The organism is Cytobacillus sp. FSL R5-0569 (assembly GCF_038007265.1).
Classification (GTDB): domain Bacteria; phylum Bacillota; class Bacilli; order Bacillales; family Cytobacillaceae; genus Cytobacillus; species Cytobacillus kochii.
The window spans coordinates 4,456,101-4,475,540 of the sequence record NZ_JBBOWW010000001.1 but is presented as its reverse complement, the minus strand read 5'-3'; the positions used below and the strand labels follow the sequence as shown (position 1 = coordinate 4,475,540).

General features: G+C 35.8%; 16 protein-coding genes. 15 read left to right on the top strand and 1 reads right to left on the bottom strand.

Translation table 11 applies throughout. The features are described 5' to 3' along the window. Positions 1–3 precede the first annotated feature (3 nt). Genes MKX78_RS22710 through MKX78_RS22685 form a run of 6 tightly spaced genes read left to right on the top strand, consistent with a single transcriptional unit; the run spans position 4 to position 9,666 of the window. Positions 4–3,987: an amino acid adenylation domain-containing protein gene (locus tag MKX78_RS22710; protein ID WP_341052532.1), complete on the top strand. Its 3,984-nt coding sequence runs from the start codon at positions 4–6 to the stop codon at positions 3,985–3,987. Then, the gene (locus tag MKX78_RS22705) at positions 3,956–5,449 is read left to right on the top strand and encodes an argininosuccinate lyase (protein ID WP_307316603.1); all 1,494 of its coding nucleotides are present in this window, start codon (positions 3,956–3,958) and stop codon (positions 5,447–5,449) included. The genes MKX78_RS22710 and MKX78_RS22705 overlap by 32 nt, the downstream gene beginning before the upstream one ends. Further along, positions 5,442–6,365, top strand: a complete 924-nt coding sequence (locus MKX78_RS22700; protein WP_341052529.1) for a GHMP family kinase ATP-binding protein — start codon at positions 5,442–5,444, stop codon at positions 6,363–6,365. Before MKX78_RS22705 ends, MKX78_RS22700 begins: the two co-directional genes overlap by 8 nt. Then, positions 6,359–7,414, top strand: a complete 1,056-nt coding sequence (locus MKX78_RS22695) for a PLP-dependent cysteine synthase family protein (protein WP_341052809.1) — start codon at positions 6,359–6,361, stop codon at positions 7,412–7,414. Before MKX78_RS22700 ends, MKX78_RS22695 begins: the two co-directional genes overlap by 7 nt. After that, positions 7,392–8,630: an ATP-grasp domain-containing protein gene (locus MKX78_RS22690; RefSeq protein WP_341052526.1), complete on the top strand. Its 1,239-nt coding sequence runs from the start codon at positions 7,392–7,394 to the stop codon at positions 8,628–8,630. The genes MKX78_RS22695 and MKX78_RS22690 overlap by 23 nt, the downstream gene beginning before the upstream one ends. Then, a complete protein-coding gene (locus tag MKX78_RS22685) occupies positions 8,611–9,666 on the top strand; it encodes a GntG family PLP-dependent aldolase (protein WP_095371513.1) in 1,056 nt (351 codons plus the stop codon). Before MKX78_RS22690 ends, MKX78_RS22685 begins: the two co-directional genes overlap by 20 nt. Here MKX78_RS22685 and MKX78_RS22680 read toward each other — a convergent pair. Beyond that, complete coding sequence (locus MKX78_RS22680) at positions 9,653–10,663, bottom strand: helix-turn-helix domain-containing protein (RefSeq protein ID WP_157733856.1); 1,011 nt, start codon at positions 10,661–10,663, stop codon at positions 9,653–9,655. The two genes, MKX78_RS22685 and MKX78_RS22680, sit on opposite strands and share 14 nt — an antisense overlap. 112 nt (positions 10,664–10,775) lie before the next feature. On the opposite strand from MKX78_RS22680, the gene MKX78_RS22675 reads away from it, so the two are divergent. The 9 genes from MKX78_RS22675 to MKX78_RS22635 all read left to right on the top strand — a co-directional run bounded on the left by MKX78_RS22675 (position 10,776) and on the right by MKX78_RS22635 (position 19,437). Next, positions 10,776–10,925, top strand: coding sequence for a hypothetical protein (locus MKX78_RS22675; RefSeq protein WP_157733857.1), 150 nt, complete (start codon positions 10,776–10,778; stop codon positions 10,923–10,925). Between the two features lie 11 nt (positions 10,926–10,936). Next, positions 10,937–11,608 carry a response regulator transcription factor gene (locus tag MKX78_RS22670; protein WP_095371515.1) on the top strand — a complete coding sequence of 224 codons (672 nt, stop codon included), beginning with the start codon at positions 10,937–10,939 and terminating at the stop codon, positions 11,606–11,608. Between the two features lie 230 nt (positions 11,609–11,838). After that, a complete protein-coding gene (locus tag MKX78_RS22665) occupies positions 11,839–12,489 on the top strand; it encodes a GNAT family N-acetyltransferase (RefSeq protein WP_095371516.1) in 651 nt (216 codons plus the stop codon). After that, a complete protein-coding gene (locus MKX78_RS22660) occupies positions 12,479–13,228 on the top strand; it encodes an SDR family NAD(P)-dependent oxidoreductase (RefSeq protein ID WP_322909857.1) in 750 nt (249 codons plus the stop codon). Before MKX78_RS22665 ends, MKX78_RS22660 begins: the two co-directional genes overlap by 11 nt. 19 nt (positions 13,229–13,247) lie before the next feature. Continuing rightward, a complete protein-coding gene (locus MKX78_RS22655) occupies positions 13,248–14,198 on the top strand; it encodes an ACP S-malonyltransferase (RefSeq protein WP_307316521.1) in 951 nt (316 codons plus the stop codon). A 3-nt stretch (positions 14,199–14,201) separates the two neighbouring features. Further along, positions 14,202–15,110 (top strand): hypothetical protein, encoded by a 909-nt coding sequence (locus MKX78_RS22650; protein ID WP_307316523.1) that lies wholly within the window; start codon positions 14,202–14,204, stop codon positions 15,108–15,110. A 13-nt stretch (positions 15,111–15,123) separates the two neighbouring features. Next, positions 15,124–16,560 carry a class I adenylate-forming enzyme family protein gene (locus MKX78_RS22645; protein ID WP_322909856.1) on the top strand — a complete coding sequence of 479 codons (1,437 nt, stop codon included), beginning with the start codon at positions 15,124–15,126 and terminating at the stop codon, positions 16,558–16,560. Continuing rightward, positions 16,542–17,768: an aldehyde dehydrogenase family protein gene (locus tag MKX78_RS22640; RefSeq protein WP_095373583.1), complete on the top strand. Its 1,227-nt coding sequence runs from the start codon at positions 16,542–16,544 to the stop codon at positions 17,766–17,768. Before MKX78_RS22645 ends, MKX78_RS22640 begins: the two co-directional genes overlap by 19 nt. Next, entirely contained in the window at positions 17,761–19,437 is a 1,677-nt protein-coding gene (locus tag MKX78_RS22635) for a thiamine pyrophosphate-binding protein (protein ID WP_341052521.1), read from the top strand. The genes MKX78_RS22640 and MKX78_RS22635 overlap by 8 nt, the downstream gene beginning before the upstream one ends. The last annotated feature ends 3 nt before the right edge of the window (positions 19,438–19,440 follow it).

Below are 19,440 nucleotides of genomic sequence, written 5' to 3'. Positions count from 1 at the left end.
AAAATGGACGAGTCATTAGAAGAAAATGTGTACCTTCTCCCGGCTTCTTTTGGACAAAAGAGAATATGGTATTTTGAAAAGTTATTTCAAAAGAGTCCAACTTATAATATTCCTTTTATCTTTAAGCTTAGTGGTAGATTAAATGAAAACATACTAGAACATTCAATTATGAAAATGATTGAAAGGCATGAAATATTTCGAACGACATTTCTTGAAGTGGGCGGAGAGCCAGTACAAAAAGTTTCTGTCTCTTCTCCAACTTTTAAATTGATAATGAAAAATAAGCAAGAAATTGAAGAGGAAGTAAAGTTAGAAGAGTATATACAGAGCTTTGCCAAAAAAGCATTTGATATCGAAAAGGGTCCTCTCATTAATTTTGAATTAATTAAAATCGATGAGCATTTTCATTACTTTCTTTTTAATGTACACCATATTATTTATGATGCGTGGTCCTTAGATATATTCAAAAAAGAACTTTTAAATATATATACACACTTAGAAAAAGGGGATGAGCTTCAAATTAGCGATCCTGAATATCACTATGCGGATTTTGCTAATTGGGAAAGTGAGTCACTTCTTGATGGGAAACTAGAACAGAGTATTGGCTTCTGGAAGGAGTACTTGAAAGATGCTTCTCCCTTTTTACAATTACAAGCCGATTTCCCAAGACCAAGAGAACAGACCTACAGCGGTAACAATATTAGGCTATCTTTTCCTAACGAGTTGGTAGGAAAGGTAAGGGAGTATACTCAAAAGAGTGGATCCACAATGAACGCCTTTTTTATGGCAGCCTATTTTATTTTGCTTTATAGATATACCGGTCAAAAAGATATTGTCATAGGTAGTCCAATATCTAATAGAAAAGCAGCATTTACCGAAGATATGATTGGATTTATTGTTAATACACTTCCTATTCGTATGTCTTTAAAACCCTATAGTAAATTTTCATCCGTATTGAAAAAGACAATCAAATCTTTTCTAAATGTATACGAAAACAGTACGGTTCCATTTGAGAGAATTGTCCAAGAGGTTAATCCCAAAAGGGAAAACTCTTATCATCCTATATTTCAGGTTCTATTTACTTACCATGAGCAAAGAACAGAAGTTGAACAATGTTTAAAAGTCGAGTATGAAAAAATTAATACAGGTACATCAAAGTTTGATAAGGTGCTGTATATAAATGCTGAAGGAAATCAAGCATATGCAGAAATTGAGTACAACCCTGATATTTTAAGCAAGCAATCAATGGAAAGGTTCATTAACCATTATATTCAATTAGTTCAAGATATTATGGCGGATCCTAATAAGCCAATATCTAAATTGAGCTTTATGAGTAAGCATGAAATTGCCGAATTAACAAGCTTTAATATGAAGGGAAGGCCGCCATCTTATATCCATGATAGGATTGCCTATCACTCTCTTCATAAGCCAAATGCCTGCGCTGTCAAAACAGATTCAGGCAGTTATACTTTTGCAGAATTGGAGAGAAAGAGTAATCAAATTGCAGCCATAATAAGAAGAAGCGGTAGTAAACAAGGGAGCATAATAGGTCTTTCCATGAGTCGGACTTTAGAACAAATAGCGGCAATATTGGGAATTATCAAAAGTGGGTGTGCGTATTTACCAATTGATCCGTCGCTTCCTGTAAACAGGATGAATTTTATGCTTAGTGATGCAAATGCTCCGCTTTTGTTGACTGATAAAGTAGTGAATCAACATGGGGTTCCTTATCAGATTATCAACATAAAAGAAGCAATGCAATCAGAGCTGGATAAACCACTTCTGTGTTTAAAGGAATTGCCTCCAGATGAGATGCTAGCATATGTAATATATACATCGGGTTCATCCGGCAAACCAAAAGGAGTTAAAGTTACACATGCATCATTGCTCAATCATATTGATGATTACTTAGAAGTGTTTCCTTATCAAGGAAGTGAAAGGGTCTTACAAAACATAAATTTTACATTTGATGCGTCAATAACCGAAATATTTGGTTCGCTGATAGGAGGAGGTACACTGGTTCTCACGAAACAAGAGAATCAATTTGATATCGCTTATTTAGCGAATTTAATGTATCAAGAAAGAGTCACGAGAGCACAGCTGTTTCATAGTTTAATAGATAAATTGAATGATCAACCTCTATTTAATAATAATGACTCGCTTCGAATGGTTTTCACAGGAGGTGAAGCACTTAATAGGAAAATAGTGGAAAAATTCTATGAATCGATTAATATCGATGCAACACTAGTCAACTTATATGGACCAACAGAAGCGACTGTTGCGGCAAGTTATCATATATGTAGTAAAACATATCCTAACGTTACGATGCCAATAGGGAAAAACTTTGGAGGTTACCGACTAATAGTATTAGATGAGAATCTTCAACTCGTTCCTAAAGGCGTTGAAGGAGAATTGTTTATTGGTGGTCCAAGTGTATCACAGGGGTATATGAACAATGAAGAGTTAACAAAAAACACATTTATTACTTTAGATGTAATTGGACAAAATCAAATGTTTTACAAAACAGGGGATATTGTGAAGCAACTGGCAAACAATGAGTTTTTGTTTATATCAAGGAAGGATTCCCAAGTAAAGATTAGAGGTTTTCGAATAGAATTAAACGAGATAAAAAGTACCATTCTAGATTACCCTGAGATAACAGATGCTGCAGTCGTTACACATATAAATAATGGAGAAAATCAAATCTATGCTTTTCTTGTTAAAAATAAAGATAGTCAAATAATAGCTGCAAACATAAAACGGAGACTGCAACAAGTGCTTCCGCATTATATGGTACCAGCATCCTTTGTTTGGGTGGATGAAATTCCCCTCTCCTCAAATGGTAAACTTCTCGTCAACGAATTGCCTTTTGAGCGAAATGACCTTGTGAACAAAGTGAAGTTAATGCCAAAGAGCAATGTGGAAGTCAAACTTTGTCACATTTGGCAAGAGGTATTAGGTATTAAAGAATTGGGGGTTAAAGAGGATTTCTTTGATCTCGGTGGTTACAGTATTAAAGCCATTGAAGTAGTTGCCGCCGTTCGAAAAGAGTTTAATGTCAGTATGACGATTTCTGACTTATTTAAGTATAGAACGATTGAGCAATTGAGTGAATTTATTGAAGATGGGAACAAAGTGAAAGTTGATAATAATGTAGTTGTTTTAAAGCAATCAGATACAACTCACCCTCCATTATTTTTGATTCATCCGGGAGGTGGGGGGGCACTCTGTTATATGCCACTCGTGAAAGATATGTCTATAAATCTTACTATATATGGAATAGAATCCATTGGATATGGAGATAATCAGCAGCCATTAAATACTATACAAGAGATGGCAGTTAAATATGTGGAGGAAGTATTACAAATTCAAACGGAAGGTCCATACAGAATAGCTGGTTGGTCCATGGGTGGGACAATTGCGGTAGAAATGGCAAGAATATTAGAAGAGCGAAACTATCATGTGTCATCAGTTATACTTTTTGATGCTCACCCTTTTCATAACTTGCAGTCAGTAGCTAATAGGGATCCATTAATCGTATGGGCACATAGTTTAGGGATGGACTTAGAGGCATTTAGTCAACTTTCAAATAAGGATAAATATACAGAAGTCTTAGAGAGAGCGATTAGAAAAGGTGTACTACCTAAAGGCTCAGAACAAGAGGATGTAAAAAGAATCATTGAAGTAATGGGGAAGAATAACATTGCATGTGAGTCGTATAAGTTTGTTCAAGAAATTACTTCAGATTTAGTTCTTTTTAAATGTAAAAAAATTGATGAGACTCAGCCTCATGCACTTGTAGATGAAAATATTTGGCGGAATAGGACGTTAGGCAAGGTAACGGTCATACCAGTTGATGGTAATCATAATAATTTACTGGAATCTCCACATTCTGTAGTAATAGGAACAATGATGGATCAATTATTATCGTTAAAGGAGATGAAGCAAATTGAGAATGACAGGAAGAGTCAAGAGTCCCCCGCATGAAATCATGAATAAGCTTATATTATATCCGCAGCTATTGTTTGAGTCAGATAACTATCTAGAACATTATCTATCTATTGAAAAAGTGCTCATAAAATCTTATGAGGAAATGAATTTAATTAATACAACAGATGCTGTAAAACTCTTAGAAAGTGTAAAATCTGTACAAAAAGAAAATATTATTAAAAGCGCCTATTCTAATATGAATGATATTGCCTTTTCTATTGAAAAGGCAATTGATGAGAACTTGGGTAAGCCAGTATTAAATTGGCATTTAGACAGAAGCAGAAATGATTTACAGGCATGCGGACAGTTAATGTATGCAAGGGATTCATGGATCAGTCTAATTCAAAAATTTCAAAAGCTCTTGATAGAGTTATGGGCACTGGCTTCTAAGTATAAAAGGACGATTATGCCAGGCTATACACACTTTCAAACGGCGCAGGTGATGAGTGTCGGATTCTATTTGACTGCCATAAGCCGTCATATACAGAAGACATTGGAGAAAATGGTTCTTTGTTTGGAGTCTATAAATGAAAGTTGTCCATTAGGCTCTGGGGCAATGTCAGGTCAGGAGTATCCATGGGATTTGGAAATGATGGCAAATGATCTAGGTTTCGATTCATTTGGTGGACATGCTTTAGTATGTGTGGCATCACGGGATTGGATTTTAGAAATAGGAGAGAGTCTGGCATTCTTTGGTGTTAATATGAGCCGTTTCATGACAGATATGATGAACTGGGGGAGTAGTGAATATCAATTCCTTCATTTTCCTGATGAACTAGTAGGTATCTCTTCCTCCATGCCACAAAAAAGAAATCTTCCTATACTAGAGAGAATTAGAGGAAAAACAAGTCATCTAATTAGTTATTATCAGGATTTTATGTTGGGTCAACGGAATACACCCTTTAGTAATCTAGTGGAGGTTTCAAAGGAATCATCGAGCAACCTTCCACGGCTTTTCCAAACAGCAAATGACATTGCCGATCTTCTGCTACTTATTTTTGAGAATATTGATTTCAATATAAATAAGATGAAAAAAAGGTGTGAAGAGGATTACCTTGGTGGATTTACGTTAGCCAATTATTTATCAGCTAAAGAAGGCATTCCTTATCGTAAGGCCCAAGTCATTTCAGGTGAATTCATCACCTTAGCAATCAATGAGGGAATTGCGCCAAAAAAACTACCCATTTTATTATTATCACAAGTCTGCGAGCGGTATGGCTATAAACAGCTTCAGATAAATCAAGCTACTTTAGTTGATATATTTGACCCAGAAAAAGCCTTGTTTGTAAAAATTACAGCCGGCTCTGTTCACCCTGAAGAAGTAAATGAAATCATAGAGTGTCAGAAAAGGCAAAACGCAGAGTTTATTCGTCGTTTTAATCGGATAACAGAAAAGGTGACCGAGGCAAAGCAGAGATTGAATAAATGGGTGCCCGGAAAGGAAAATGTAAATGATTAAGGAAGCCAAAATGGTATGTGATAACGAAGTGATTACCGGTGTTGGTAGAGCATGTGGTACCTTTGGAGAATTCCTACAAGGGATCCTACCAGATAATCAGGAATTTTTAGTCACTTTTCCAATTAATCGGTTTTCGACTTGCTATTTTAACTCATCCCCATCTGCTCAAGAGTTAGAAGTTTTTCCTCCCCATAAGAAAAAAACTAGACAATTAGCTATTAATATTTTGTCTTATTTTAACTTACCTACAGGAGGAAGACTGGAAATAGATAGTGAGCTTGTTGAGGGGAAAGGGTTGGCGAGCTCGACTGCTGATATGGTGGCAGCTATAAGGGCAATAGAAGACTGTTACCCAATTAAGATTCCTATTTATCTTTTAGAAGAGATGATGAGAAGAATTGAGCCCTCCGATGGCATTATGTATGAAGGCGTTGTGTCTTATTACCATCGCGAAGTTAAGATTAGAGGCAACTTTGGTAGTTGTCCACCATTAACCGTTCTTGCAATTGATGAAGGTGGGGTAGTAGATACAATTGAGTTCAACAACCAAATTAAACCATTTGATCAAAAAGAAAAGGTAGAATATGAACGTCTTTTACAACAGGCAGAAGGTGCTATTGTAGTAGGCGATGTGAACTTATTGGGGCAGGTAGCGACAAGAAGTACAGAGATGAATCAAAAGGTTAGACCGAAATTGTTAATAGATAAAATGAAAAGAATTAATCAAGAAATAGGAGGGGTTGGTATAGTTACAGCTCATAGTGGTACTTATATTGGAGTTTTACTATCGGATACGGATCCCAATTATATAGATAAATTGAAAAAGGGTATTGAAAAGTTTAAATCCTTTGGACTAAGTGCTGAAGTCTTTCACTCCCTACCCTCTACAAGAGAAGGCGGGGGGTGGCTTTGGTGAATGATAGTATGATCAATCTGATAGGTAGGACACCAGCAGTCAGGCTACGGCTGGAAGCAAATAGTGTCGCACCGGTTTATGCAAAGTTAGAGATGAATAATCCTTTCGGTATGAAGGATCGCGTAGCAAAAAAGGCAATTTATGAAGCAATCAATGCGGGAATTTTAAAACCTGGAGGCGTCATTGTAGAAAGTTCTTCAGGTACATTGGCTATGGGAGTCACATTAGTAGGAACGTATCTTGGCTATGATGTGCATATTATTACGGATCCACGTATTGATCAGTTAACGTTGGCGAAAATGAAGGCTTTGGGAGCCAATGTTCATATTGTAAAAGAAATGGAAGAGGAGGGAGGGTGGCAAAGGGCGAGACTTAATTACCTTCATCGCTTTATGGAAAGCCACCCCAATGCCTTTTGGCCAAGACAATATGAAAATCCTAATAACCCCCTTGCTTATGAGGATTTGGCCAATGACTTAATCAATGATATCGGTAGAGTTGATTATTTGGTAGCGGCAGTGGGAAGTGGAGGGTCCTTATGTGGAACGGCTAAAGCTTTAAAAAAGGAGAATCCCTCATTAAAGGTAATTGCAGTAGATGCAGTAGGAAGTGCGATTTTCCAACAAAAAGATCAGCCTCACAGACTCCAAGGAGGATTGGGGAATAGCTTGAAGCCGCAAAATGTTGATTACTCCATAATAGATATTGTGCATTGGCTGAATGATCAGGAAGCTTTTTCATGGACTTTAGAACTTGCTAGACATGAGAAGATATTTGCTGGAAACAGTTCGGGGAGTGTTTATGCTGTAAGCAGATGGCTAAGTACACAAGTCAACAAAGACAATGTGATTGTTGGCATTTTTCCAGACAGAGGAGATCGATATTTTCATTCAATATATGATGAGAAGTATTTAAGGAAACACGGTATCATAAGCAATTGTTTAAACATGAATCCTGTCGAGGAAAAGGATATTAAGGATGTGTGTAATTGGTCATATACCCATATCAATCGAGGGGAGAAAGTGAATGAAAAAGTTGCTGTTTATTGAATCTAATACGACTGGTACAGGAATGCTGGCACTGGAAAAAACGGTGGAACTAGGGTTAAGGCCAGTGTTCATAACAAATAATTCTAGCCGTTATGAGCAATTGACATTAATTGATTGTGAGGTTGTTATAGCAGAAACGAATGATTTAGAAGGCTTGAAAAATACAATTTTGAATCACTTTACATTAGAAGAGATTGCAGGTATTACAACAACAAGTGAATTTTATATTTATACTGTCGCATGTTTGAATCGCCTTTTTCATTTTTCTGGTAATTCGCCAGATACAATCAAAATTGTAAGAAATAAGTCTGCTGTTAGACAGGTATTAAGAGAATGCTCAGAACTCTATCAGCCATATTTTAGATTAGTAGAATCAGAGCAAGACTTAGAATTATTAAAAGGTGAACTTATTTATCCAGTCATTGTAAAGCCAATTGATGATAGCGGGTCCAATTTCGTACGTAAATGTATGGACTATCCATCATTATCTGCATATGCAAAAGAGATAATGAGAATTACTCATAATGTCAGAGGTCAAACGAAAAAACAAGGAGCTTTGATCGAAGAGTATATAGAAGGGCAAGAATACAGCGTAGAAGTTTTTTCCGTTAAAGGTAAACATCATCTGATAGGAGTGACCGAAAAACAATTAAATAAGGGAGATTTTTTTATAGAAAGTGGTCATGTATTTCCAGCTAGGATAGATGAAAATCTTAAAGGAATAATTGAAAAAGGGGTTTTACTTATTCTTGAAAGTTTACTTTGGAAATCAGGACCTGCTCATCTAGAGATAAAGATAAAAGGTAATAAAGTATTTTTAGTGGAGTTTAATGGGAGACTTGCAGGAGGTATGATACCTGAACTTATAAAATATGCAACTGGAGTGGATCTGCTTAAAGAACAATTAAAGAATGCATCAGGAATTGAACCGTTAATTGAGGAAAAAAAGTCATTAACTGCAGGTATCAAATTTTTAGTGCCTAGTGTGTCAGGGGAAATAAAAGAATTGCATAATGTTAAATCTCATAGTGATATAAAAGAGGTTCGTTATTCTAAAGTACCTGGTGACTATGTAAAGAAAGCGGAAAATGCGTATGGCCGAATAGGTTATATGGTGGTAGCCTCACGAACTTATAGTGAAATGAAATGTTTATTGGATGGTTTTGAACAATCAATGCTAATTGAGGAGTGTGTACATGATCAATTATTTAAGTGATACAATTACGTTGCCAACAGATGCCATGATGCAATCAATACAAGAAGCAAAGCTAGGTGATGATGTCTATGGGCAGGATGAAACAGTAAATCATCTTGAAGAATTTGCTGCAAAGTTAACAGGGAAAGAAGCGGCCTGCTTTATGCCGAGTGGTACAATGGCGAATTTAGCATCTATCATGGCTTACTGTCCAAGAGGAACAAAAGCACTCGTTGGTGATGAATCTGATATCTATATTTTTGAAGCTGGAGGAGCTTCAGTTTGCGGGGGGATTATGTACGAACCTATTCGTACACAGTCAGATGGAAGTCTCTCTATAGAAGATTTAACCAACGCTATTCCAATCGATAAGAACGATCCTCAATTTGCTCTGCCGGCGTTAATCTGTCTTGAGAATACACATAACAGGTGTGGAGGGAAAGCGTTAAGCTTAGATTACTTAAGTGAGATAAAGCGTTTTGGGGATGAAAATCATATCCCTATCTATATGGACGGGGCCCGTGTCTTTAATGCAGCTCTCTCATTAGGTGTCGATATAAAAGAGATTACACAGCATGTGGACTCTTTACAATTTTGTTTATCAAAAGGGTTATCGGCACCTGTAGGCTCGATTGTATCAGGTACAAAACAACACATTAACGAAGTACGAAGAATTAGAAAAATGTTGGGTGGAGGAATGCGCCAGGCGGGAATTTTAGCAGCTCCCGCCTTGGTGGCCCTTCAAACCATGATAGATAGACTGACAGAAGATCATCAGAAAGCGAAAAGACTTGCGAAAGAATTAGAAGCGATTGATGGGATTGAGGTTGAAACAAAGGATGTACATTCAAATATAATCATGTTCAAAATCATTAATGAAAATTTCACTTGGAAGTCATTTCTTGAGGCTGCAGAAAAAAATAATGTAATATTTTCTGAGATGGGATATGGTAGAATACGAGCGGTTATTCATAGACATATTACAGATGACGATATCACTTCAACAATTAAGATCATAAAAGAGATACTACATTCTAATATTATTAAAGCCTACTAGCATACTGTTTTATAGTATGCTTTATTTCTTCTTTGATGGCGTTAGATATTTCTTGATCATTAATTGAATCTGCTATGCTTAATGCTTTGTTAACATGTAACTCACCATTTCTGGAATCCCCTTTTAAATAGTGAATTTCAGCAAGGGAGTGTAGTGATTGGCTACAGAAAGCATATTTCCTTTCAAAAGAAAATATATTTACTGCTTCATCGAAGTATTGTTGGGCGATATCTAAATCGTTTTTTCGCTTATGTAGAATGCCCAATAGATATCTTACTTCTCCTGCACAATAAAATAAGTGATTAGATTGTAAGTAGTACTCTAGGCGATAACAAATATCAAAGCATTCACTATCTCTATGATTTTCATAGTAAAGACAGGCCAGATTATAGGCTACTCTAGGGAAGAGGGACTTATCCTCAATATAGGGACTATTTTCTAAAGCTTTGTATGATGAAATAAAAAGACGAAGAGCCTCTTTTAGTTTATTTTGTTCTAAGAGTAATAATCCAAGAGAATTCGTAATATTAATATCTATTTCGTTAATTATTTTTCCGTTTTGGATGAGTTTCCGCAGCAGTATTTCAGCTTTTTCAGGGTTTTGGTCTCGTTTATGATAAAGAACTGCCTCAATCCAACTTAGAAATCTGAGGAATTGTCGGTTGTTTAATAAAGGGTTGTTATTAGAGAAATTTTTTGCCTCTTCATAGTGGTATTGTAAAGTGATAAAATCTAATTGATAGAGACTCTCTCGGCAAAGCCTCTTAAATTTTTGTACGTAGGATATAAGTTCTGCTTCATCATTATCTGATAAAATGTATTCAATAGGGATATTAAGTTTCATGCAGATCTCTTTCAGTATATCCAATCTAGGCAGTTGCTGTCCTTTTTCGATACGATATAAAGTGGATTCATCACATATATTATCAGCTAAATATTGCCTAGAAAACCCGTTTTTCTTTCGATAATAGGCAATTTTTTCACCTGTTTTCTCCAAAAGACCAATCCTCCTAATGAAATATGTCTAAATATTGCGTAAATACATATACATTTTAACAAATTTTTGGGTGATAATGGTATTAGATAATCAAAAGGAGGGGAAAAAGAGGATGAAAGTCCTAAATAAATTTATTATTGGTTTACTACTTACTATAGGCGTATTTAATGGAGTGATTAAATCTGAAGTAGTACAAAGTAATGGTGCTGATAACATCGGTATAGGTATATTCGAAGATAAACCTATCCCAGGCCATCACTAGGAGAAAAAGTTATGAAGCCTAAAAAAGTTTTGATTGTGGGGAAAGAGAAGGCGTTCAAAAAAGGCTCGATACATTCCGTATTATTGAATAAGGAGAAATATCAGCTTCATTACTTAAACAATGAAAATCTTTTACAAGATCCACTATTTTTAAAGGGATTCTCCTTGGCAATTATTAATAAAGTTAAAAGCATTTATATAGACAGTCTTCTAGAAAATAAAGTTCCTAGCATTGTATTAATTGGAAAAAGGGAGCAGCATTTAATCTCTGTTGTAAGTAATGTCCAAGGAATCGTTTCAAAGGAAAAACCAGAAGAGATACATTTTGCCATTGAAATGATAGAAAAGGGCGGCTTTTACTTTTCGACAGCTTTAAAGCAATATATCTTTCCTTTAATGGGTAATAAAATTCCGTTTGATCTTGACGAAGAGTTGAAGTATATACCTACGATTTTAACTGAAATGGAGTTAAAAGTCGTAGAAGAGTTAATAAATGATAAAACCAATCAACAAATCGCAGATACCTTGTATTTAAGTAAGCGGACAGTTGAATACTATATTACATCTAGTATGCAAAAATTAAAAGTAAACTCAAGAGTAGGTCTGGCGGTTAAGATGACGAAGGCCATACTATTGCAGAATCAATCAATAAGTATAAGAAAAGTTCAAACGGTATATGCCTAGAGTCTGACCAAATGTCAGACTTTTTTTTATGGAAAAAGAAAAAATAGAGGGAAGTAGTTCAAAAGTGAGATTGGCATCCAATTTATTTATACAGTATACACATCTCAACTAGTAACACAGAACTAAGATAGGAGAATGTAAGAAGACGACTTACATTTGCGTGATTTACGGGTTCTTTTGACCCACTCCTATTTTATGATGAGCTTAATAAATACAAATAGGAGGAAATTATGAAAGGTAATTTTGTTAAACTACAGGCTCTTGAAGAAGAAGATTTTAAGTTGTTCTCAAAATGGGTTTGTCCATCAAAAGTAAGTGCATTGGCGAGAGGGGCCCAAGACTTTGCCACATTGGAGGACATTAAGGCTGATATTAGAACAGGGAATACAAATTATGCCACAGTGCTTACACATGACAATGAAAAGATAGGATTTATCTCCTGGCAGCCTCAGAAGTATGAAGGAAGTTATTTACTTGGTGGTGTAATAGGAAATCCCGATTTATGGGATATGGGTTACGGGGCAGAAGCCTCATTATTGATTTTAGATTATTTATTTCATTTTAAAAATGCTCACAAAGTTCAATTCATTAATGGTTTATACAATTTGAGGACTATTCGTTTTCTAATAAAGAATAAAGTCACAATAGAAGGGGTTCTACGTGATTATTTCTTCTTAGATGGAGAGTATCATGATGCTGTGGTTTCTTCTATTTTGAGGGAGGAATATTACTCTCAGGATGAGGGGAATCTGCCAGAGGATATGATCCCCAAAAGTGAAAAAGAGAAAACTAGAAAAGAATTATATGAATATCTCAATCATCAATGGAAGGATGAGTGCTTTCCAAGTTTGGTAAAAGGTGTTGGCGTTAATGTGGAGTGAAAAGGTAGTAGTCATAACAGGAGCTTCAAAAGGAATAGGAAAAAGTATGTCAAAGCATTTTACTGAATTAGGTGCAACTGTAATCATGCTTTATCGATCTTCGTTATCAGAAATCAAACAAGTAGTTGAGGAGATAAAAAAAGAAACGGGTCATGAGCGCGTGTTTTTTGAAAAACTGGATGTCAATGATATTGAAATGGTCAAAAATGTTTTTCAAAATATAATATCCACGCATAAGCGAATTGATGTACTTGTTAATAATGCGGGTATCAGTTTTGGTGGTGCATTAATTCCAAGTAATCCGGTAGAGAAGTGGAAAGAGATTGTGGACACCAACATTATGGGAACAATTAATTGCATTCATGCTGTTTCTTTTCACATGTTGTTAGCACAAAGCGGTTCAATTATTAATATATCATCCCTTTCAGGGTTGGTAGGAATAGAACGACTAAGTGCGTATAGCGCAAGTAAAGCGGGAGTAATTGGTTTAACACGCTCACTTGGAAAGGAGTATGCCCCTTATAATGTCAGGGTGAATGCAGTTGCTCCAGGATATATTGAAGACACTGGAATGGTAGATCGAATTCCAGAAAAGCAGATGACTGAGTTTCGAAAGAAAATCGCCATGGGCAGATTAGGGACTGCAAAAGAAGTTGCTGAAGCTGTATCATTTCTTGCTTCAGATAAATCAAGTTATATCACGGGGCAAACGTTAGTCGTTGATGGAGGACTAATGTGAATGGATGGAGGTAGAAAAATTGAGAACAGCCATATTGTTTCCACCTTTAATGAAACTTAAAAAGGGAGATTTCAAAAATTTATATGATCGTTTCCCTTTAGTAAGAGAACAGTTTGAACAAGCAAGTGACATTATCGGTAAAGACTTAGCAAAAAGTTTTTTTTTAGAAAATGAGGCCATGACAAATCGTGGAGATATTGCCCGAACGAGCATTGTAACAATCAGTTCAGCTTTATATAAGCTGATTAGAAATGAAATTAGTCAGCCAGATTTTTATTTAGGTCCAAGTCTAGGCCAAGTAAATGCTATCCATTGTAGTGGAAGTCTTGATTTTACAGATACTGTTAAAATGATTCAAGCTATGTGCTTAATGGAGGCTGAGGAGAAGAGAAATAAGGGCAATGGAGTTTATTTCTTCTACAACATTGATACCGAGGTACTGGATGATCATATTACTGAATTACGTAATAAAGGCTGTACGCTAGAACCATGTATGTACGGAACTTCCAATCAAATGATTGTTAATGGAGATACAAAAAGTCTTGAGGAGCTAAGTAGCAAAATATCACCTCTTGGGGGCCTTGGAATCACAATTCCTTATGGACCACCAGGTCATTGTTCTCTTCTTCAATCTGTTAAAGAGAGATTTGAGAATGAATTCATGCCCATGATCAAGCCGGTGAATCCCATTAAACCTTTGGTTAGTAACGTAACTGCCACACCCTTATATACCGGGAAAGAGATAGCGAATGAGCTAGTTAATCAGTACACCAAACCTGTTCAATGGTATCAATCGCTAAAGTTTTTAGCAGAAAATAATGTGCAAAAGTTGATTGTGGTAGGGCCTGGGAATTTTGTAGCCAAATCACTACAATTTACAGATATTGATTTTGAAGTGGAATCATATCTTGTGGCGGAGGAGATCAATAAAATATGTACAAGAAGTAGTAGTTCGTCTATTGGAGGTTAAAAGATGATAGGTCTAGTGTTTCCCGGTTTAGCACCATCATACTATGAAGATATTAAAACTTTTATGCAAAATAGTCCATTTTCAAAAAGAAGATTTGAAGAGGCGAGTGAAGTTTTAGGTTTTTCATTGATTGAGGCTTTCAAAAATGTAGGAGATAAAGATTACGTAGTGATGGAATGTGCTTTCCTTGCCAATACAATGGCTGTGTTAGACCATTTCTATGAGGAATATAGCCTTTCTCCTCAAGTGGTAATTGGTCCGAGTTTTGGTGGAATTGTTGCAGCGATTTACGTGAAAAGCATTTCTTATAAAGAAGCTGTATGGATAACAAAAGAATCCAATAAATTATCAGGTGAATGGTATGAACGGCTGGGGGATTTCAAAACCCACTTTGTTTATAATCTTTCATTGAATGAGTCCAATAAAATCATTGAGGATTTCAAGTCGAAAGGGCATTTTTTAGAATTGGTTGGAAATATGGAGAGTGTAATGTGTTTTTGCGGTAGCGCTTCTACAATTGATCTATTAAAAAGAACCTTAAATAATAGGCCAAAGTGTTTTTCTCTTCATACTATGGGACATCCAATCCATAGTGAGGTATTAACTCCTTTACGACTAGATGTAGAAAGGGAAGTTTTTGCTAATGTTCAATTTAAGCCCCCTACTCTACCCATCATCTCGGATGTAGATGGAAGATTAATTAATCAGTCAGAGCAATTAAAAGTGATGATGTCGGAAGGATATGACCTCCCTGTACGTTGGGACTTAGTAACTGAACAGATGGAATCTCTCGGAATCAAAGAGGTGTATGTTGTAGGTCCTAAAAATTTATTTTACCAACTTCTGAAAAATAAAATTAAGACCATTAAGGTTGATCCTGATTCGATAATTAAACAGGCAGTGACCCATTAAAGGACGGAATAAAATGATATTTACAGAGAGTGGATCCTATACAAAACAAATACTCTTCCACGATATAAGACAATCTATCGAAAGTTTATCTTTTCACAGTATCTCCAGTGGAGATCGAGTTGTAATTTCCGCAGAAAATTCTTATGAGTTTATTGTTACCCTATTTTCACTAATCCATTTAGACTGCTCCATTATACTTCTAGATGGACAGGTAGGTGAACAAAAAATTAAGAGAGTTATGGAAGAAACCAATGCAAAGATTTGCTTAATAGATCGTGATTTGCCTATCGTGAATTCAATAAGTATAAAGTCATTGGCATCATCAGATGAAATATCGTATATAGAATTTAAATTAAATATCGAAAAATGGAAATCAAGAAAGGATGCACTAATACTATATACATCAGGCTCAACGGGACAATCAAAAGCAATAATAAAGTCTGGACAGTCCATGTTTATCAATTTAGAAAGTACGATGAAAAGCATGTGCTACCTTCGAAACGACATATTATTACCGGTTATTCCTTTTTCGCATTTTTACGGATTATCTTTAGTGTTCATTTGGTGGATGATGGATTGTCATTTGGTCTTATGTGATTACAAGAAAGTAAGGAAAATTCTAAAGGCTATTTCTGATTACAAAGTAACGGTTGTTGATGCTATTCCTTCTACGTATCATGTTTTAATACAGCTAATGGAAAAAAGGCAAGAGGTTAGAAATGATTTAAAAAGATCAAGTGTTAGATTGTGGTGTATTGGAGGTTCTCCATTATCGGCTAAATTAGCTGCTGATTTTGAAGGTTATGTAGGCAGGCCCTTGCTTGACGGCTATGGTCTATCTGAAGCAGGAAATATAGCTTTAAATACAGGTAACGAGAAAGGCTGCGGTAAACCTTTAGAGGGTGTAACAATAATGATAATGGATGAATATGGAAAAGAAGCTCCAACTGGAAACATTGGTGAAGTGTTAATAAAAAGCCCCGGATTAATGGAAGGATACCTTGGTTTAAAGAAAGAAACAGAAAGAGCCTTTCTAGATGGATGGTATCGTACAAGTGATTTGGGATATATGACACAAGATCAGCATCTTTACGTAGTTGGGCGAAAAGGGGAGGGGTTCCTAAGGAAAGGTTATCTCATATACCCAGCAACAATTGAAAAAGAAATATTTGATTCTTTGGGATATAGAGGGAAGGTCTTTTCCTTTAGAGACGAAAAGAAAGATTCATATGTACTTATCTTTATAGAGGAAGATCCTGCAAAAATAGCTGAAATTAAACGAAATATTTATACACATATAGATCCTTTCTATCAGCCAAATAAAATCTTAGTGTTAAAGGAATTTCCATACTTGTTAAATGGAAAGGTTGATCAGGTTGGATTACAAAAACTTGCATCACAATGGAATCAAAATAGAGAGGAGGATTCAAATTGCATAGCACTATCATAGTTGATTCTTTCCCATCTTTAGTTCTGGAGAGAAAGGAAGCGATTGAGCGTACAATTGAATATCTCGAAAAAAACAGAGAATGTATGATGGAAATATTGACAGAGGTTTCACCTTATCATACAGCTAAAGATGAAATAAATATATCTATTCAAGCTCTCACCCGCGCGATTGCAGAGGTCAATGAAAATAGGCCACCAACATTGAATAGTATGTCAGTATTTATGCCATCAAACGTTTTGTTATACTCATATGTCCTCTACTTGTTAATCCCTTCGCTTTATGTAGAAAAAATTGAATTTAGGGGATCAGGGCTTGTTATTGAACAAGTTAGAAAGCTACACAATTTGTTAAAAGAAATACATCAGTTGCCTATTCACTTATTAGAATTGTCTCATCGAAAGTACATTAAAGAATCAGCTCTACAGGCGGAACTAGTCATTTTTACTGGTGCCTATAAAAATGCTGAGGAAATTAAATTCCAACTTTCAGAAGATCAATTCTTTGTTTTCTTTGGTCACGGAGTCAATCCATTTATCTTAACTGAATCAGCGGATGTAGAAAAATCCATCAATGACCTTGTTTCTATACGGACATATAATTCCGGGCAAGACTGCTTAGGTCCAGATGTTATTTATGTGCCAGAACATTTGAAAGAACCATTCGTTTCAATGTTAAAACAAAGATTAGAGATACTCAAATTCGGTAGCAATAAGGACGAAGTAATGGATTATGGCCCTATTCACTACCTATCTGCAATAGACGTTGTGGCCGTACATTTAAATCAGTTTAGTAACTATATCTACTCAGGAGGTAATATTCATTATCGTGAAAGAAGAATAGAACCAACGATCTTGTTAAGCAAAATAGAGGATGATTTGCCAATGGCTGAATTCTTTTCTCCTATCTTTAATGTGGTTACGTATAAGAATGTTGACGAAATCTTGGAGGTTTTTAATACAGGTTATTTTCTTGAGAGAGCGATGGGGGCAACGGTGTATGGAGATTGCAATAAAAATTTAATCGATGCATTACATAAGAGGCATACGGTATCAATAAATGAAACCTTATTAGATATAGAAAATGGAAATGCCCCGTTCGGAGGTTATGGTCCGATGGCTAATTATGTTTCTTATAAAGGTCAATTAATCATTAAGCCTATTTTACTTTCGAAAATCCTCCATGATTATTGGGAGTCGAAGCATGACTAGTAATACAGTGTGGTATGCAATTACACAAGCCCTAAAATGCAATGGAGTAACTCAAGTTTTTGGTTTACCTAGTGATGATCTTGCACTAATGATAGAAATAAAAAAGAATAACATTAATTTTTTAATAACAAAGGATCAAAGAAATGCGATGTTCATGGCAACTGGTTATAGTTTGGCCATGAATCAATTAGGTGTATGTGTTGTTGGAAAAGGACCAGCAATGATGAATTGTATGACGGGTGTCCTTGAGGCAGATGCACAATGTGCACCGGTTTTAATCATTGCAACTAGCACTAAAACAGAAAAATATGGCTTTAATAGGTCCTTCCAGGAAGCTAATCAATACGAAGTTGTGTCTCCTCTAGCAAAGTGGGCCCACCGTGTGGAGAGCGCTGATTCAATTCATTGGGTAATGAAGAAAGCAATATTTCTTGCCACATCAGGATCACCTGGACCTGTTTATATAGAAATACCAGAGGACATTGGTTTTCAACAGGTGCAGAAAAATGAATTTTCCTCATATATACCTACCATTCATTCAAAGCTTTCTGCAGATGTAGAAAATATAAACAAAGCAAGAAGGATGATTAAAGAATCAACAAAGCCGATCATCATTTACGGGGGCGGAACGAAACGGGGAAGAGATAGACATATATTAAAGGCATTTGCGGAATGGCTTAGGGCACCTATCTTTGTAACAGCTTCAGGACGTGGTGCGATTTCTGAAGAGGATCCTCTTTTTTGTGGTTTAGCAGGATTATATTGTCCAGCTCATATGATGGAACTTATCACACAATCAGATTTATTTATATCAGTGGGTAGTAGACTCGAAGAAACAGCTACTTTCGGTTGGGAAGCCTCACTAAAAGCAAATAAAATAATTCAAATTAATATCAGTGAGCAAGGTTTCAATCTTTTGTATGATAGTTTCAATCTCCAGGGGGATGCAGAAGAAATTTTAAGTAAATTAATGGAGACTAGTATTCCAAGAGAAGATTCATATCAGTGGATAGAATTTGCGGAAAATTTAAAGATTCATCTCTTTAGAGAAAAGGATGCAGTAACTTATCATTATAATCAATTAAGGGTTGCTGACATTCTTAACGTGTTAAATAGTTATTTACCTAAAGAGGTTGTTTTTGTTCATGAAAATGGTTTGCAAGACATGTGGAGTTATTTTTATCCTTATCATGCTCTAAAAGCGGGTCAGGATGCTATTACTCCTAGCGAACAAACGCCCTTAGGGTTTGGAGCAGCAGCAGCAGTAGGGGTTGCCCAAGCTCAAAAAGACAAAATGGTTGTGGCTATAGTAGGCGACGGTGCATTTAATCTTTTCCAAAGCGATCTTTCAACTGTAGTACAAAATAAAATTCCCATCATATATGTTGTTTTAAATAATGGTGGATATGGATGGTTAGCTTATCAAAATAAAAATAATGGGGCATCTTCCGTTTTTATTCATGAAGAGGAATCGGCGCTTATAGGTGTACATTCAAATCTGCATCACCTACAAGTAAAATCCTGTCATGAACTCGTAGATTCAATTAAAGAAGCTATGGCTGCGTATAGAGTAGGTAAATCAGTTATACTAGAATGCTTTGTACAAGTAAATGATGTAGCATCTGCTTTAAAAGATATATATGGGGATTTTCCAATAAAGGAGAGGTGAATA

Coding starts and splice junctions, on each gene's coding strand:
- MKX78_RS22710 (WP_341052532.1), top strand. CDS start 4: ATGGACGAGTCATTAGAAGAAAATGTGTACCTTCTCCCGGCTTCTTTT.
- MKX78_RS22705 (WP_307316603.1), top strand. CDS start 3,956: ATGACAGGAAGAGTCAAGAGTCCCCCGCATGAAATCATGAATAAGCTT.
- MKX78_RS22700 (WP_341052529.1), top strand. CDS start 5,442: ATGATTAAGGAAGCCAAAATGGTATGTGATAACGAAGTGATTACCGGT.
- MKX78_RS22690 (WP_341052526.1), top strand. CDS start 7,392: ATGAAAAAGTTGCTGTTTATTGAATCTAATACGACTGGTACAGGAATG.
- MKX78_RS22685 (WP_095371513.1), top strand. CDS start 8,611: ATGATCAATTATTTAAGTGATACAATTACGTTGCCAACAGATGCCATG.
- MKX78_RS22675 (WP_157733857.1), top strand. CDS start 10,776: ATGAAAGTCCTAAATAAATTTATTATTGGTTTACTACTTACTATAGGC.
- MKX78_RS22670 (WP_095371515.1), top strand. CDS start 10,937: ATGAAGCCTAAAAAAGTTTTGATTGTGGGGAAAGAGAAGGCGTTCAAA.
- MKX78_RS22665 (WP_095371516.1), top strand. CDS start 11,839: ATGAAAGGTAATTTTGTTAAACTACAGGCTCTTGAAGAAGAAGATTTT.
- MKX78_RS22660 (WP_322909857.1), top strand. CDS start 12,479: ATGTGGAGTGAAAAGGTAGTAGTCATAACAGGAGCTTCAAAAGGAATA.
- MKX78_RS22650 (WP_307316523.1), top strand. CDS start 14,202: ATGATAGGTCTAGTGTTTCCCGGTTTAGCACCATCATACTATGAAGAT.
- MKX78_RS22645 (WP_322909856.1), top strand. CDS start 15,124: ATGATATTTACAGAGAGTGGATCCTATACAAAACAAATACTCTTCCAC.
- MKX78_RS22635 (WP_341052521.1), top strand. CDS start 17,761: ATGACTAGTAATACAGTGTGGTATGCAATTACACAAGCCCTAAAATGC.